Source organism: Novosphingobium piscinae (assembly GCF_014230355.1).
GTDB classification, from domain to species: domain Bacteria; phylum Pseudomonadota; class Alphaproteobacteria; order Sphingomonadales; family Sphingomonadaceae; genus Novosphingobium; species Novosphingobium piscinae.
In genome coordinates this window covers 68,469-84,146 of the sequence record NZ_JACLAX010000014.1, presented here as the reverse complement: position 1 = coordinate 84,146, position 15,678 = coordinate 68,469, and the positions used below count along the sequence as shown (strand labels likewise).

14 protein-coding genes are annotated in these 15,678 nt (G+C 70.2%); 6 read left to right on the top strand and 8 right to left on the bottom strand.

The window, feature by feature from the left end; genetic code table 11:
* Positions 1–770: LuxR family transcriptional regulator (locus tag H7F53_RS13365; protein ID WP_185679996.1), on the bottom strand; the 770-nt coding region annotated here is incomplete at its 3' end.
* An 80-nt stretch (positions 771–850) separates the two neighbouring features.
* On the opposite strand from H7F53_RS13365, the gene cysD reads away from it, so the two are divergent.
* From cysD to H7F53_RS13345, 4 genes are all read left to right on the top strand, one after another.
* The gene (gene cysD, locus H7F53_RS13360) at positions 851–1,780 is read left to right on the top strand and encodes a sulfate adenylyltransferase subunit CysD (protein ID WP_185679995.1); all 930 of its coding nucleotides are present in this window, start codon (positions 851–853) and stop codon (positions 1,778–1,780) included.
* Positions 1,781–1,917: 137 nt separating this feature from the next.
* Entirely contained in the window at positions 1,918–3,846 is a 1,929-nt protein-coding gene (cysN, locus tag H7F53_RS13355) for a sulfate adenylyltransferase subunit CysN (protein WP_185679994.1), read from the top strand.
* Between the two features lie 5 nt (positions 3,847–3,851).
* Positions 3,852–4,601 (top strand): 3'(2'),5'-bisphosphate nucleotidase CysQ, encoded by a 750-nt coding sequence (locus tag H7F53_RS13350; RefSeq protein ID WP_185679993.1) that lies wholly within the window; start codon positions 3,852–3,854, stop codon positions 4,599–4,601.
* A gap of 141 nt (positions 4,602–4,742) precedes the next feature.
* Complete coding sequence (locus H7F53_RS13345; protein WP_185679992.1) at positions 4,743–6,206, top strand: porin; 1,464 nt, start codon at positions 4,743–4,745, stop codon at positions 6,204–6,206.
* A gap of 16 nt (positions 6,207–6,222) precedes the next feature.
* On the opposite strand, the gene H7F53_RS13340 is transcribed toward H7F53_RS13345, so the two are convergent.
* From H7F53_RS13340 to H7F53_RS13310, 7 genes are all read right to left on the bottom strand, one after another.
* Positions 6,223–7,086 carry an XdhC family protein gene (locus H7F53_RS13340; RefSeq protein WP_185679991.1) on the bottom strand — a complete coding sequence of 288 codons (864 nt, stop codon included), beginning with the start codon at positions 7,084–7,086 and terminating at the stop codon, positions 6,223–6,225.
* Entirely contained in the window at positions 7,083–7,661 is a 579-nt protein-coding gene (locus H7F53_RS13335) for an NTP transferase domain-containing protein (protein ID WP_185679990.1), read from the bottom strand. Before H7F53_RS13335 ends, H7F53_RS13340 begins: the two co-directional genes overlap by 4 nt.
* Positions 7,662–7,725: 64 nt before the next feature.
* The gene (locus H7F53_RS13330) at positions 7,726–8,190 is read right to left on the bottom strand and encodes a MaoC family dehydratase (RefSeq protein ID WP_343062070.1); all 465 of its coding nucleotides are present in this window, start codon (positions 8,188–8,190) and stop codon (positions 7,726–7,728) included.
* Between the two features lie 78 nt (positions 8,191–8,268).
* Positions 8,269–10,116 carry an acetyl/propionyl/methylcrotonyl-CoA carboxylase subunit alpha gene (locus H7F53_RS13325; RefSeq protein ID WP_185679988.1) on the bottom strand — a complete coding sequence of 616 codons (1,848 nt, stop codon included), beginning with the start codon at positions 10,114–10,116 and terminating at the stop codon, positions 8,269–8,271.
* A gap of 10 nt (positions 10,117–10,126) precedes the next feature.
* On the bottom strand, positions 10,127–10,645 hold the full coding sequence (locus tag H7F53_RS13320; RefSeq protein ID WP_185679987.1) for a flavin reductase family protein: 519 nt from the start codon (positions 10,643–10,645) through the stop codon (positions 10,127–10,129).
* A 5-nt stretch (positions 10,646–10,650) separates the two neighbouring features.
* A complete protein-coding gene (locus H7F53_RS13315; protein WP_185679986.1) occupies positions 10,651–12,252 on the bottom strand; it encodes a carboxyl transferase domain-containing protein in 1,602 nt (533 codons plus the stop codon).
* Positions 12,253–12,415: 163 nt separating this feature from the next.
* Complete coding sequence (locus tag H7F53_RS13310; protein WP_185679985.1) at positions 12,416–13,579, bottom strand: isovaleryl-CoA dehydrogenase; 1,164 nt, start codon at positions 13,577–13,579, stop codon at positions 12,416–12,418.
* 100 nt (positions 13,580–13,679) lie between these two features.
* Between H7F53_RS13310 and H7F53_RS13305 the strand changes: the two genes are divergently transcribed.
* Together H7F53_RS13305 and H7F53_RS13300 are read left to right on the top strand one after the other, a co-directional pair.
* Positions 13,680–14,555: a LysR family transcriptional regulator gene (locus H7F53_RS13305; RefSeq protein ID WP_185679984.1), complete on the top strand. Its 876-nt coding sequence runs from the start codon at positions 13,680–13,682 to the stop codon at positions 14,553–14,555.
* A gap of 53 nt (positions 14,556–14,608) precedes the next feature.
* Entirely contained in the window at positions 14,609–15,583 is a 975-nt protein-coding gene (locus H7F53_RS13300) for a quinone oxidoreductase family protein (protein ID WP_185679983.1), read from the top strand.
* Positions 15,584–15,678 lie beyond the last annotated feature (95 nt).

Here is a 15,678-nt window from a genome sequence, read left to right as displayed (position 1 = left end):
AGCAGCACCAGCTCGCGCGCCTCGGGCGGGGCCGTGGCCAGCGCGGCGCAGGCGGCCTCGAGCGCGCGGCGCGGCTCGGGCGCCAGCTGCAGGCGGCGGCCCGGCACCGGCTCGGGCTCGGGCGCGAAGGCGAGGCTGCGCTCGGCCAGGGGATCGGCGGCCATGACGCGCCCGGTCGCATCGAAGGCCAGCTGACCCACCCCCAGCCGGGCGAGCGCATCCTGCGCCATGGCGGTCTGCAGGCGCTGCTCGATCAGCGCGACCAGGGTGCGCAGCGCGACGGCCAGTTGCGGCGCGATCGCGGTCAAGGTGGCCACGGCGCTGGCGGAGAAATCCTCGCGCTCGCGGGCCAGCGCCAGCCAGGCATCGGCCACGCCCCGGGCCGAGATCCGCAGCCACCGGCCATAGCGCATGCCCATCGCGTCAAGCTCGGCGCGCTGCGCCGCGGCCTTGCCCGGGGTATCGTAGTCGAGCAGCTCGTCGATCGCGTAAACCCGCTCGGGGCGCAGCTGGCCATAGGGATGCAGCCCGAGCCGGGCGATTCGCATGAAATCGAGCGGCGGCTCGTGCGCGGCGCGCGGCGCGGCGACGTGGAGCACGGTGGGCACCTGGTCGGCGCCGGCATTGGCCAGGGTGATGATCAGATAGGCCCGGCGGGCGTAGGTTCGGGCCACCAGATTGCGCAGGAACACGCCCCAGGGCGGGCTCTCGTGGATACCCTCGATCAGGGGCAGAAACAGCTCGCGCTGGTCGGCGGGCAAGACGGTCATGCATTTTTCTCCCATTTGGGAGCATCGGGGTCAAGCGCGGAGGAGGATGGACGCGGCACACCGCAATGGCGGAGAGAGCGATGTCCAAGCCTACCGATCGAGCCACCCTGACCCACATCCAGCGCCTCGAGGCCGAGGCGATCCACATCATGCGCGAGGTCGTTGCCGAAGCGGAGCGTCCGGTGATGCTCTACTCGGTCGGCAAGGACAGCGCGGTCATGCTGCACCTGGCGCGCAAGGCGTTCTTCCCCTCGCCGCCGCCGTTCCCGCTGCTCCACGTCGACACCACCTGGAAGTTCCAGGCGATGTACGAGATGCGCCAGCGCATGGCGACCGAGAGCGGCATGGAGCTGCTGATCCACCAGAACCCCGAGGCCGCCGAAAAGGGCATCAACCCGTTCGACCATGGCCCGCTCCACACCGACATGTGGAAGACCGAGGGGCTCAAGCAGGCGCTCGACAAGTGGGGCTTCGATGCCGCCTTCGGCGGTGCCCGCCGCGACGAGGAGAAGAGCCGGGCCAAGGAGCGGATCTTCTCGTTCCGCACCGCCAGCCACGGCTGGGACCCGAAGAACCAGCGGCCCGAGCTGTGGAACCTCTACAACGCCCGCAAGAACAAGGGCGAATCGATCCGCGTCTTCCCGATCTCGAACTGGACCGAGCTCGACATCTGGCAGTACATCCACCTCAACGACGTGCCGATCGTGCCGCTGTACTTCGCCGAGGAGCGCCCGACCTACGAGTGGGAGGGCCAGCTGTTCATGGCCGACGACATTCCGCGGCTGGAAAAGGTCCTGGGCTACCGCCCCGAGATCAAGATGAAGTCGGTCCGCTTCCGCACGCTCGGCTGCTTCCCGCTGACCGGTGCGGTCGAGAGCACGGCCAAGACCCTTCCGCAGGTGATCCAGGAGACCCTGCTGACCACCACCAGCGAGCGCCAGGGCCGCGTGATCGACAAGGATGCCGGCGGCGCCGGCATGGAAGTGAAGAAGCAGCAGGGGTATTTCTGACGGGGTCACCCCCAAGACAGAAACCGCTGCTTCAATCGTCACCCTGAACTTGGTTCAGGGTCCATCTCTCCTCCCGCAAGACCATCGCCCGAGTGCGCGATGGATGCTGAAACAAGTTCAGCATGACGGAGTGCTTTATGACTGATGTCACCACCACAACGACCGACCCCGTCTACGTCACCGAGGCCCTCATTGCCGAGGACATCGAGGCTTACCTCGAACAGCACCAGCACAAGACCATGCTGCGCTTCATCACCTGCGGCAGCGTGGACGACGGCAAGTCGACCCTGATCGGGCGGCTGCTCTACGATTCGAAGATGATCTTCGAGGACCAGCTCGCCGCGCTCGAGACCGACAGCAAGAAGGTCGGCACCCAGGGCCAGGAGATCGACTTCGCCCTGCTGGTCGACGGCCTCGCCGCCGAGCGCGAGCAGGGCATCACGATCGACGTGGCCTACCGTTTCTTCAACACCGAGAAGCGCAAGTTCATCGTCGCCGACTGCCCGGGCCACGAACAGTACACCCGCAACATGGTGACCGGCGCCTCCACCGCCGACCTCGCGGTGATCCTGATCGACGCGCGCAAGGGGGTGCTGGTCCAGACCCGGCGTCACTCCTACCTGTGCCACCTGATCGGGATCCGCAACATCGTGCTGGCGGTGAACAAGATGGACCTGGTCGGCTACGATCAGGCCACCTTCGACGCGATCGTCAAGGACTATGCCGCGTTCGCCCGTTCGATCGGGATCGAGAGCTTCACCGCCATGCCGATCTCGGGCTTCAAGGGCGACAACATCACCACCCGTTCGGCCCAGACGCCATGGTACCAGGGTCCGACCCTGATCGAGCATCTCGAAAGCGTCGAGGTCATCACCTCGCGCGATGCCGACAAGCCGTTCCGCCTGCCGGTGCAGTGGGTCAACCGCCCCAACCTCGATTTCCGCGGCTTCTCGGGACTGATCGCCAGCGGCACGGTCAAGCCGGGCGAGGCCGTGCGCGTCCTGCCCTCGGGCAAGACCTCGACCGTCACCCGCGTGGTCACGCTTGACGGCGATCTGGACGAAGGCGTCGCCGGCCAGTCGGTGACGCTGTGCTTTGCCGACGAGATCGACTGCTCACGCGGGGACGTGATCGCGATCGCCGACCAGCCACCCCAGTCCGCCGACCAGTTCGAGACCACCCTGGTCTGGCTCAACGACGAGCCGCTTCATGTCGGCCGCGCCTACTGGCTGAAGCTGGGCGCCCAGACCGTCTCGGCCACGGTGCAGCAACCGAAGTACGCCGTGAACGTCAACACGATGGAGCACGTCGCGGTCAAGACGCTCGAGCTCAACGCGATCGGCGTCGCCCAGATCATCGCCGACAAGGCGATCGTGTTCGAGCCCTATGCCGACAACCGCACGCTCGGCGGCTTCGTGCTGATCGACAAGATCACCAATGCCACGGTCGCCGCGGGCATGATCCAGTTTGCGCTCCGCCGCGCGCAGAACGTCCACTGGCAGCCCACCGACGTGACCCGCGCCGACCACGCCCGGCTCAAGAACCAGAGCCCCAAGGTGCTGTGGTTCACCGGCCTGTCGGGCGCGGGCAAGTCGACCATCGCCAACGAGGTGGAAAAGCGCCTCAACGTGATGAACCGCCACACCTTCCTGCTCGATGGCGACAACGTCCGCCACGGGCTCAACAAGGACCTGGGCTTCACCGAGGCCGACCGGATCGAGAACATCCGGCGCGTCGGCGAGGTGGCCAAGCTGATGGCCGATGCCGGGCTGATCGTGCTGACCGCCTTCATCTCGCCGTTCCGCGCCGAACGCGAGATGGTGCGTGCGATGCTGCCCGAGGGCGAGTTCGTCGAGGTCTTCGTCGACACCCCGCTCGAGGTGGCCGAGGCGCGCGACGTGAAGGGCCTCTACAAGAAGGCACGGTCCGGCGATCTCAAGAACTTCACCGGGATCGACAGCCCCTACGAGCCCCCGCTCAACCCCGAGATCCGGGTCAACACCGCGGAGATGACCGCCGAACAGGCGGCCGAGCACATCATCCGCCAGCTGATGCCGTGGAAGTGAGCGCGATGTCCGAGACGATGACCGATGCCGACCTTGCCGCCCACCTCGCCGAGGTCGCCGGGCGTCTGCTGATCGAGGTGCGTGCCTCGGGGCTGCTCAGCCTCAAGGCGCTGGGCCAGGCGGGAGACGCCACGGCCAACCAGTTTCTCTGCCATGCCCTGCGCGAGCAGCGGCCCGATGACGGGCTGCTCTCCGAGGAGGAGAAGGACAATGCCGAGCGGCTCGCCCGGTCGCGGGTGTGGATCGTCGATCCGGTCGACGGCACCCGCGAGTACGGCGAGGCCCGCACCGACTGGGCGGTCCACGTCGCGCTGGCGGTGGACGGGGTGCCGGTGATCGGCGCGGTGGCGCTGCCGGGGCTGGGCGTGGTGCTGCGCTCGGACCGGCCGGCCGCGGTGCCGCCCGCGCCCGAGCGGCTGCGCATGGTGGTCAGCCGCACCCGCCCCGCCGCCGAGGCGGTGGCCGTGGCCGAACGGCTCGGCGCCGAGCTGCTGCCGATGGGCTCGGCCGGGGCCAAGGCCATGGCCGTGGTGCGCGGCGAGGCCGACATCTACCTCCACACCGGCGGCCAGTACGAATGGGACTCCTGCGCCCCGGTCGCCGTGGCGCTGGCGCACGGCCTACACTGCTCGCGCGTTGACGGCAGCCCGCTGGTCTACAACCAGGCCGACACCTACATGCCCGACCTGCTGATCTGCCGGACGGAGCACGCCGCGCGCGTGCTCGAGCTGGTCCGCGAGGTGGCAGCCGGCTGAACCGTGCCGATCGATCCGCGCGTCCAGATTGTCCGCTCGGCGACACCCGCCAGACTGTCCGATGAGTGTCACTCAACTGTCATCGAACTGTCTTAGGGCCGCCCCAGCGAACACGGCTGGCAGGACAGGACAATGGGTGCAATGCGGCGAATCTTGCTGGCGGGCGGGGGCTTCGCCCTGTGCGGGCTGGCCAGCCCGGCTCTGGCGGCGGATGATCCGGCGACGATCGCCGCGCTGCAGCGGCAGATCGACGAACTGCGCGCCCAGGTTCAGGCGCTGATCGCGCTCCAGGCTGCCCGGCAGGACCCGGCCGCGCCGCCGCCTGCCGCCGTGGCAGCGGTGACCGCGCCCGCCGCTACGCCGGCGAGCCCTGCGCCAGCCGCCTCACCGGCTACCGCGACCCTTGCCAGCGCAACAGTCAGCCCGGTGCCGGCCGCCACCAAGCCGGCCAAGCCCAAGGCATGGTACGACCGTCTCCAGCTGCGCGGCTATACCCAGTTGCGGGTGAATGAAGTGCTGGCCGGCGACACCGACAGCCCGGCCGGCATATCACGGCTGCGCTCGGTCCAGGATTCGGGCGTGGGCGAGAAAGGCAACTTCACCTTCCGCCGGATCCGCCTGGCGCTTCAGGGCGACGTCTCGGAACGGATGGGGCTCTATCTGCAGGGCGAGTTCGCCTCGGCCGTGACCGGCCAGGCCAACGGCGAGCGGCGCGAAAACTTCTTCCAGCTGCGCGATGCCTATGCCGACGTCTACTTTGCCGATCGCACGATCAGGCTGCGGGTCGGCCAGTCGAAGGTGCCGTTCGGCTGGGAAAACCTCCAGTCCTCGTCAAACCGCATCACACTCGACCGCGCAGACGGCCCCAACAGTGCGGTTCCGGGCGAACGCGACATCGGCATCGTCGGCTACTACACGCCACCCAAGATCCAGGCGATCTGGGACCATCTGGCCAAGGACGGCCAGAAGCTTTTCGGCAACTACGGCGCCTTCGGGCTGGGCGTCTTCAACGGCCAGGGCACCAACCGCACCGAGAAGAACGACGGCCTGATGAAGGTTGCCATGGCAACCGTGCCGTTCAAGCTCGACGGGCTGGGCGGTCTCTTCCGCGGCCAGGTGCTGGAGCTGGGTGCGGAGGGGATGATCAACACCTTCCACCCGGAAGTGCGCACCGGCGGGGTCAGTGCGCAGGCGGTGACCGACAACCGGGTCAACCTCCATGCGATCCTCTACCCGGCCCCGTTCGGGCTCCAGGCGGAATGGAGCTGGGGCAAGGGACCGGAATGGGACCCGCTGACCCGGGCGGTCACGGCGCGGCCGCTCAACGGCGGCTATGTCCAGGCAATGTACCGGATCAAGCATTCGCCGATCGGCTCGCTGATCCCCTATGCCCGCTGGCAATCCTACCGCGGCGGCTGGAAGACCGCGACCAATGCCCCGCGCATCTCGACCGACGAGGTCGAACTTGGGGTCGAGTGGCTGCCGCTCAAGGAGTTCGAGGTGACCATGGCCTATGCCCGCATGCGCCGCAGCGAGGCCGACGAACGCCGCAGCGGGGTGGCCCGCGGCGACCTGCTGCGCGCCCAGCTGCAGTGGAACTATTGAACGGCGCGCGGGCCGCTTACGGCGCCGCATCGATCAGCGCCTCGTAGTCGCGGACGATCTCGGCGAGAACGGCCAGGGCCAGCGTGGCCGGATCGCGGGTGGCCGGGATCAGGCCGAGCGGTGAACGGACGCGGGCGATCTGTGCCCTGTCCAGTCCGGCCTCCCGCAACATCGCCAGGCGCTGCGCGCGCGTCCGCGTCCCGCCGATTGCACCGATCAGATAGGCCTCGCTGGCGAGTGCCCAGGGAAGCAGGCGGCGCTCCCACTCATGCTCGTGGAAAAGGAAGGCAATCGCGGTCCAGCGATCGACCGGCGGCAGCGCGGGCGGGTCAGGGTCAGCCAGGCCACCCGTGGGCACGACCGGCACCACCTCGGCCCCGAAGGCGCCAGCCTGCCGGACCAGCGCACTCACCTCCGGCCCGGCGCCCAGCGCGAGGATCCGCAGGGCGGGGAGGTAATCGACCGACAGTCCGGCCGTGCCCTCCGCGCCCGGCACGTCGAGCCGCCCGGGCAGGCGGCGCGCGAGCGCTGCCTGCACCGCCGCCAGTGCGGTGCGATCCGGCCGGGGATCGACAATCAGGTCGACCCCCGCGCCGCAGGGCAGGCGGAAATCGATGAACGGCGAGCCGGCGCCATAGCGCAGCGCACGGGGCGTGCCGGCGGCGCGCGCCTGGTCGGCCTGCCGGGCCAGCTCGGCCTCGAGGCAGCCGTCCGACAGGCTGCCGGTGATGGTTCCATCCGCGCCGATCACGAGCTGGGCGCCGCGCCGGCGCGAGAACCCGCCGTCGATCCCGACCAGCGTGCAGAGCACCGCGCCGGGGGCGAGCGCCGCGGCAATCACCGCATGGTCGGCCGACCGGACCAGCACGGGCGGGCTCATGCCGGGGCTCCGGCCGCCGCGTCGGCGCGGGCGGCAAGCAGCGCAGCGACCTGGGCGAGGTCCGCCGGCCGGTCGACATCGAGCAGCTCGTCGGCGGACGGGGTCACCAGCGCGGCGGCAGGGCAGCGGCGCAGCAGGTCGCGCGCGCCGGACTCCCCGCTCAGCGCGGCCATGGCGGCGAAGTGCCGTGCGGCGAAACAGGCCGGGACCCCGCGCCGGTCGTCGGGATAGCGCGTCGCCGCCAGGCCGTGCGTCGCCGCCAGCGCGACCAGCCGCGCCAGTGTCGCCGGTCCCACCAGCGGCATGTCTGCCAAGACCACCAGCAGCGCCCCTGCGCCCGCGGCCTGGGCCGCCTGCGCGGCCAGCGCGACCGAGCCGCCGAGGCCCGCGGCGGGGGCCGGGTTGACCACCCGGGGCTGATCCGGCGCCAGCCAGGCCGGCGGCTGCGGGCCGACCACGGCGAGCACCGGCGCGGCCAGCGCCGCGGCATGGTCGAACGCCCAGGCGCCCAGCGGACGCCCGGCACAGGCCGCGTCGAGCTTGGCCGCACCGAACCGGGTCGCGAGCCCAGCCATCAGCACAGCCACCAGCAGGCCCCCACCGGGCTGAACGGGCCATCCCACGCCTGGCGCGGCGGAATCAGCCACCGGCGGCGCGGCGCTGGACCAGGGCCGAGCGCAGGCAGCGGCAGACCACCGCGTCGCGCTGGTTGAGCGCCTCGTGGCGGAAGGTCACGATCCCGGCCTGCGGACGCGAGCGGGATTCCTTGAGCGCGACCACCTCGCTGGTCACGCGCAGCGTGTCGCCGAGGAACACCGGCGCGGGCATGACCAGTTCGTCGTAGCCGAGATTGGCGACGAGCGTGCCAAGCGTGGTCTCGCCCACCGAGAGGCCGATCATCAGCGCGAAGGTGAAGGTGCCGTTGACCAGGATCTGCCCGAACTCGCTGGCCCGCGCCGCCTCGACATCGAGGTGCAGCGGCTGCGGATTGTGCGTCATGGTCGAGAACAGCAGGTTGTCGGTCTCGGTCACGGTGCGGCGGATCGGGTGCGTGATCCGGTCACCCACCTGCCACTGGTCGAAGTACTTGCCACTCATATCCAGATCCGTTCGTGTCGAGCGAAGTCGAGACACTCTCGCGCCCGTGCCTCGACTTCGCTCGACACGAACGGCTAGCGGTATCTAGTCTGAACCCCCCTCGACGATCCGCACCAGCAACGCCTCGACCTGGACCTGCGCCCCGGCGCTGACCTTGAGCTCGGCCACGGTGCCGTCGAACGGCGCGGTCAAGGTGTGCTCCATCTTCATCGCCTCGAGCGTCAGCAGCTTCTGGCCGCGGGTCACCGCCTCGCCCTCGCGCACCGCGACCGCGATCACCTTGCCCGGCATCGGGGCGAGGATCGCGCCGTCACCCGCGGTCACGCCATGGGCCCCATCGCGGCGCCATGCGGCAAGCTCCCAGGTCTGGCCATTCTCGCTCAGCAACGTGGTTGTCGCCGGGACCGCGCTGCCCTGGCCGGTGAGCGGCAGCTCGATCGTGTCGCCGTCGAGCAGGAAGGGGGCGGTCCGCCGCGGCGGGGCGTTGAGCCGGAACCCGGGCACCAGCCCGCGCTGGACCAGCTTCATCGCCGCCCCGGCCAGCGCACGTTCGGACGGGGGCGGGGGCTCGGCCAGAGCGGCGCCGTCGCGCCCGATCAGCCCGGTGTCGACCGTCCCGGCGACGAAGTCGGGATGCTCCAGCGCCTTGACCAGGAAGGCGGCATTGGTCTTGACCGGCCAGATCGCCGTTTCCCGCAACATCGTCCCAAGCCGCTGGCGCGCCATGTCGCGCGTGCTGCCCAGCGCGATCACCTTGGCGATCATCGGGTCATAGAACGGCGATACCTCGGCGCCTTCCTGGACCCCGGTATCGATCCGGCCGCCGTCGGCCATGCCGAAGCGCAGCACCTCGAGCCGGCCGATCGAGGGGAGGAAGCCCTTGGCGGGGTCCTCGGCATAGAGCCGCGCCTCCATCGCCCAGCCCTGGATCGCCAGTTCGTCCTGGGTCTTCGGCAGCGGCTCGCCGCTCGCCACGCGCAGCTGCCATTCGACCAGGTCCTGCCCGGTGATCGCCTCGGTGACGGGGTGTTCGACCTGCAGGCGGGTGTTCATCTCCATGAACCAGATGCGGTCGGCGCGCAGGCCCTCGCTGCCGTCGGCGATGAATTCGATCGTGCCCGCGCCCTCGTAGTCGACCGCCTTGGCCGCCCGCACCGCCGCGGCGCAGACCGCCTCGCGCGTGGCGGCGTCCATGCCCGGGGCGGGAGCTTCCTCGATCACCTTCTGGTGGCGGCGCTGGAGCGAGCAGTCGCGCTCGAACAGGTGGACCACGTTGCCATGGCTATCGCCGAACACCTGCACCTCGATGTGGCGGGGCGAGAGGATGTACTTCTCGATCAGGACATGGGCGTTGCCGAAGGAGGCGGCCGCCTCGCGCTGGCACGAGGCGAGCGCGTCGGCGAAGTCCTCCGCCCGCTCGACCAGGCGCATGCCCTTGCCACCGCCGCCGGCCACGGCCTTGATCAGCACCGGATAGCCGATCTTGCCGGCCTCGGCGGCGAGGTGCGCCGGGTCCTGGTTTGCGCCCAGGTAGCCCGGCGTGGTCGGCACCCCGGCGTCCTGCATCAGCTGCTTGGCCGCGTCCTTGAGCCCCATGGCGGTGATGCTGTGCGGCTTGGGCCCGACCCAGACCAGCCCGGCGTCGAATACCGCCTGGGCGAACTCGGCGTTCTCGGACAGGAAGCCATAGCCGGGGTGGATCGCCTCGGCCCCGGCCTGCCTGGCGGCGGCGAGGATACGCTCACCGACCAGATAGGATTCCCGGGCCGGCGCCGGGCCAATGTGGATTGCAACGTCGGCAAGACGCACATGCAACGCCCCTGCATCGGCATCGGAATAGACCGCCACGGTGCGCACGCCCAGGCGCCGCGCGGTGCGGATGATCCGGCAGGCGATCTCGCCGCGGTTGGCGATCAGGAGCGAGCGGATCATGGGAACGTCCTTATGCCGGTTGGGGCGAGGCGGTGACCGCCTCACCCAGGCCGTGGTACTGGCCACCATAGAACAGCAGCGGTTCGCGCGCGGCCTGGCCATCGAGCGCCTGAACCCGGCCGACCACCAGATAGTGATCGCCCACCTCGTGGGTCACCTCGAGCGTGCAGTCGAACCAGGCGAGGGCATCGTCGATCAGCGGGTGACCGGCGGCGGTGGCGCCGTGGGCCAGGTCGCCGAACTTGTCCATCCCGCGCGAGGCGAACTGCTGGCACTCGGCGAGCTGGTCGGCGCCGAGCACGCTGATCGCGAAGCCGCCGATCGGGGCCATCGCCGCCCAGCTTGCCGAGCTCTTGGCGGGATAGAACCCGACCAGCGGCGGATCGAGCGAGATCGAGGTGAACGAGCCCACCACCATCGCGTGCTTGCGCCCTTCCCCGTCCTGCGCGGCGATCACGCAGACGCCGGTGGGATAGGCCGAGAGCACCTGGCGGAAGTGGCGCGGATCGATGGCGGGGGAGTCGAGCATGGTCATCACATCCTGAATAGGCCGAAAGCCGGCCGTTCCGGGATGGGTACTTCAAAGCAGGCCTCGAGCGCCAGCCCCAGCACGTCGCGGGTCTGAACGGGATCGATCACCCCGTCGTCCCACAGGCGGGCCGTGGCGTACCAGGGATTGCCCTCGTCCTCGTACTTCTGGCGGATCGGCGCCTTGAACGCCTCGGCCTCCTCGGGGGTCCACTGCGCCGCGTCGCGGTGGACCGTGGCGAGCACCGAGGCGGCCTGCTCGCCGCCCATCACGCTGATCCGCGCATTGGGCCAGGTGAACAGGAAGCGCGGCTGGTAGGCCCGGCCGCACATGCCATAGTTGCCCGCGCCGAACGAGCCGCCGATCAGCACGGTGAGCTTGGGCACGCTGGCGGTGGCGACCGCGGTGACCAGCTTGGCGCCGTGCTTGGCGATCCCCTCGGCCTCGTACTTGCCGCCGACCATGAAACCCGAGACGTTCTGCAGGAACAGCAGCGGCACCCGGCGCTGGCAGGCCAGCTCGATGAAGTGCGCGCCCTTCTGCGCGCTTTCCGAGAAGATCACCCCGTTGTTGGCGAGGATCGCCACCGGCAGGCCGTGGATATGGGCAAAGCCGCAGACCAGCGTGGTGCCGAACAGCGGCTTGAAGGCGTGGAACTCGCTGCCGTCGACCAGCCGCGCGATCACCTCGTGGACATCGTAGGGCGCGCGCACATCCTCAGGGATGATGCTATAGAGGTCCTCGGCCGGATAGAGCGGCGCACGCGGTTCGCGCCGGGCGATCCCGGCATCCTGCGGCGCGCCCAGCGTGGCAACGATGTCGCGCACGATCGTCAGCGCGTGCTCGTCATCCTCGGCCAGGTGGTCGGCCACGCCCGACTTGCGCGCGTGGAGATCGCCGCCGCCCAGCTCCTCGGCCGAGATCACCTCGCCGGTGGCGGCCTGGACCAGTGGCGGACCGGCGAGGAAGATCGTGCCCTGCTCCTTCACGATCACGCTCTCGTCCGACATGGCGGGCACATAGGCCCCGCCCGCGGTGCACGATCCCATCACCGCGGCGATCTGGGCGATCCCGCGGGCGGACATGTTCGCCTGGTTGTAGAAGAACCGTCCGAAATGGTCGCGGTCGGGGAAGACCTCGGCCTGGTTGGGCAGGTTCGCCCCGCCACTGTCGACCAGATAGATGCAGGGCAGCCGGTTTTCCCCGGCGATCTCCTGGGCGCGCAGGTGCTTCTTCACCGTCATCGGGAAGTAGGTGCCGCCCTTCACCGTGGCGTCGTTGGCGAAGATCATGCACTGCCGGCCGGAAACCCGGCCGATCCCGGCGATGATCCCGGCCCCCGGCACCTCGTCGCCATACATCCCGTTCGCGGCGAGCTGGCCGATCTCAAGGAAGGGCGAGCCGGCATCGAGCAGACGCTCGACCCGATCGCGCGGCAAAAGTTTCCTGCGGGAAACATGCCGCGCGCGGCTGCGCTCGTCGCCGCCGAGCGCAGCCGTGGCGACGCGATCGCGCAGTTCGGCGGCCAGCGCGCGGTTGTGCGCGGCGCGCGCCTGGGCCTCGGGGGTGGTGAGGTCGAGGCTGGTGGGGATGACGGGGGCGGTCATAGCGGAAAATCCTCCCTGTCGCGAAGCGATGGGGCGGGGGACCACCGCGGCAGGCGGTGGTGGAGGGGCCTGCGTCGCGCCCGAAGCCCCTCCGTCACGCGCGGCGCGCGTGCCACCTCCCCACCGGCTCCGCCGACAGGGAGGATCCTGATGATGTCCCGCATCACAGCGTCCCGATCAGTTCGCGCCCGATCAGCATGCGGCGCACCTCGTTGGTGCCCGCACCGATGTCGAGCAGCTTGGCATCGCGCAGGAAGCGCTCGACCGGCCAGTCCCGGGTATAGCCCGCTCCGCCCAGCGCCTGCACCGCCTCGCCGGCGGCGCGGAAAGCGTTCTCCGAGGCGAGCAGGATTGCGCCGGCGGCGTCGAAGCGGGTGGTCTGACCGGCGTCGCAGGCCTTGGCCACGGCATAGACGTAGGCGCGGGCGCTCTGCATCGCCACGTACATGTCCGCCACCTTGGCCTGCATCAGCTGGAACGAGCCGATCGGCTGGCCGAACTGCTTGCGTTCGCGGACATAGGGGATGACCACGTCGAGGCTGGCCTGGATGATCCCGATCTGCATGCCCGCCAGCACCACGCGCTCATAGTCGAGCCCGCTCATCAGCACCTTCACGCCCTGGTTGAGCGGACCCATGACGTTCGCGTCGGGCACGAAGCAGTCGTCGAACACCAGTTCAGCGGTGGGCGAGCCGCGCAGGCCCATCTTGTCGATCTTTTGCCCGATCGCGAAGCCGGGCATGCCCTTCTCGATCAGGAAGGCGGTGATGCCCTTGGAGCCGCCATCGGGCACGGTCTTGGCATAGACCACCAGCACATCGGCATAGGTGCCGTTGGTGATCCAGAACTTGGTGCCATTGAGCCGCCAGCCGCCCTCGACCTTGTCGGCGCGCAGCTTCATCGCGACCACGTCCGATCCGGCGCCGGCCTCCGACATGGCGAGCGCGCCGAGATGCTCGCCCGAGATCAGCCTCGGCAGGTACTTCGCCTTCTGCTCGGGATTGCCCCAGCGGCGGATCTGGTTGACGCAGAGGTTCGAGTGCGCGCCATAGGACAGGCCGACCGCGCCCGAGGCGCGGCTGACCTCCTCGATCGCGATGACGTGATCCAGATAGCCCAGCCCCAGCCCGCCATCGGCCTCGTCCACCGTGATCCCGTGCAGCCCCAGCGCGCCCATCGGCTCCCACAGCTCGCGCGGGAAGCGGTCGTCGCGGTCGATCGCGGCGGCCAGCGGCAGGATCTGCTCGTCGGCGAAACGCGCGGTCGCCTCGCGGATCATGCGGGCGCTTTCGGTCAGGCCGAAATCGAACTCCGGGGTGGCGCGCATCGGCTCGGGTCCTCTCCTCGCAGGCTTTGCCGGTGGTGCTAGCGCAAACGGGCTCAATGGAAAAACTGGATTTGATCGGTCAGGATGATAGGATAATCCTATGCTAAGCCGCACCCAGATCCGCCAGTTCCTGGCCGTCGTCGACACCGGCAGCTTCACCCGCGCGGCCAATGCGCTGAATGTGGCCCAACCCTCGCTGTCGGGCGGGATCGCCGAACTCGAGCGCCAGCTCGGCACCCGCCTGTTCGTGCGCGAACGGCGCCGCATCCGCCTGACCGAGGCCGGCAACCTGCTGCTGCCGATGGCCCGCGCGATCGAGCGCGAGTTCCACCAGGCCGAGACCCGCGTCGGCCAGCTGCCGGTGACGGTGCGGCCGATCCGGCTGGGCGTGCTCGAATCGCTCGCCTCGGCCTGGCTCGCCGGGCTGGTCGCCGGCTATGGCCGCACCGCGGCCGAACCGCTCGAGCTGCTCGAGGGCGGCGAGCGCGAGCTGCAGGCCGCGCTCGCCAGCGAGGCGGTCGATGCCGCGCTGACACTGATCCCGCCCGGCGGGCTGCGCTTCGCCCACGAGGTGCTGTGGCACGAGCCCTACCGCCTGGCCCTGCCGGTCAACCATCCGCTGGCCCGCCGGGACAGCCTGCGCGCCGAGGAGGTCGCCGGCGAGACCATGCTGGCGCGCCGCGCCTGCGAGCTGCTCGGCGAGACCAGCCGGTTCTTCACCGAACGCGGGGTGCGCCCGCGCTTCGCGCTGCGCTCGGACAACGACGACCGGGTCCTGGCGATGGTTGCAGCCGGGCTGGGCGTCACCGTGGCGCCAAACTCGCTCGCGCGGGCGGGGGTGGCGATGGTGGGCCTGGCCGACTTTGCCCGCACCCGAACGATCGGGCTGGCCTATGGCCCGCACTGGACCGCGCAGTTCGGACCGGGCCATCCGCTGGTCGGATTGGTTCGCACAACATCGCCGCTCAGCGCCTGACCCATCCCCCTCACCCGATTGTCGCCGCCGCCCCGAGCGGCTAGAGCCGGGCCATGGACCACAGGATCGAGATCGCCGCCTTCGGAGGCCCGGACGCCATGCAGTGGGTGGAGGTTGACCTGCCTCCGCCCGGACCCGGTGAGGTGCGGCTGCGCCACACGGCGGTGGGGCTCAACTACATCGACACCTATCACCGCCGCGGGGTCTATCCCGTGGCCCTGCCGACCCCGCTGGGGGTCGAGGCCGCCGGCGTGGTCGAGGCGGTCGGGCCAGAGGTTGCCGGCCTCGCCCCGGGGGACCGGGTCTGCACCTTCGGCCCGGCGCTGGGCGCCTATGCCACCGCGCGCAATGTCGCCGCCGCGGCGCTGTTCCCCACCCCCGACGCGATCAGCGACGAGCTGGCCGCGGCCGCCCTGCTCAAGGGCTGCACCGTCGAATTCCTGGTCGAACGCTGCGCCCGGGTCCAGCCCGGCGACAGCGTGCTGGTCCATGCCGCGGCGGGCGGGGTCGGACTGCTGCTGGTGCAGTGGCTGCGCCACACCGGCGCCCGGGTGATCGGCACGGTCAGCACCCCGGCCAAGGCCGAGCTGGCCCGCGCCGCCGGGGCCGACCGGGTGATCGTCACCACGGAGGAGGCGATCGCCCCGGCCGTGCGCGACTGGACCGGAGGCGAAGGGGTGCGCGTGACCTTCGATGGGGTCGGCATGGACACCTGGGAGGCCTCGCTCGATGCCACCGCCCGGCGCGGGCTGATCGTCAGCTACGGCAATGCCAGCGCCCCGGTAACGGGCGTGGCCCTGGGCGTGCTCGCGGCCAAGGGCTCGCTGTTCTGCACCCGCCCGACGGCCTACGACTACTACCGCGAGCCGGCGGAGCGCACGGCCGGCGCCGCGCGGATGTTCGACCTGCTGGCCAGCGGCGTGCTGACCGTCACGATCGGCCAGCGGTTCGCCCTCGCCGAGGCGGCACGCGCCCACATCGAACTCGAAGCGCGGCGCACCGTCGGCTCGACCGTGCTGGTGCCCTGATCGCGGTCGCGCGGGGCTGCGGCCCTGACGCACACGCGATCGGGTCGGCTGGCGCCCGCTCGGTGTCGGGGCGGTCGATCCGCGGCAGAGCCTGG